Source organism: Peribacillus sp. SIMBA_075 (assembly GCF_046534585.1).
In genome coordinates, this window is sequence record NZ_JAWRYN010000765.1 from 1 (window position 1) to 266 (window position 266).

The following is a 266-nucleotide window of genomic DNA, read 5'->3' on the forward strand; positions in this document are numbered from 1 at the left end:
TGCGCTGCTGCTATCGGAACCACATGCGGACAGCAGTAGAGATCCCAGTAGTACAGTAGAGAGTAGTGCCCCAGACCACATAGAACGTTTTTTCATTTGAAATTCCCCCATTTTTTTCTGTTGGTTTTTATTTAGCGAATGCTTCCCAAAAATTGCTTTGTCCGCTCGTTTTGCGGGTTTTCAAAGAAGGTTTTGGGTGGCCCTTGCTCCAAAATAACGCCGTTGTCCATGAACACCGCCCGATCGGCAACCTCACGCGCAAAGCC

The 266-nt window shown here is 48.1% G+C and carries 1 pseudogene; it reads right to left on the reverse strand.

Annotated elements, in window-relative coordinates:
* Positions 1-131: 131 nt before the first annotated feature.
* Positions 132-266 (reverse strand): annotated as a pseudogene (locus SB775_RS30275) (polar amino acid ABC transporter ATP-binding protein); the annotation flags it as partial.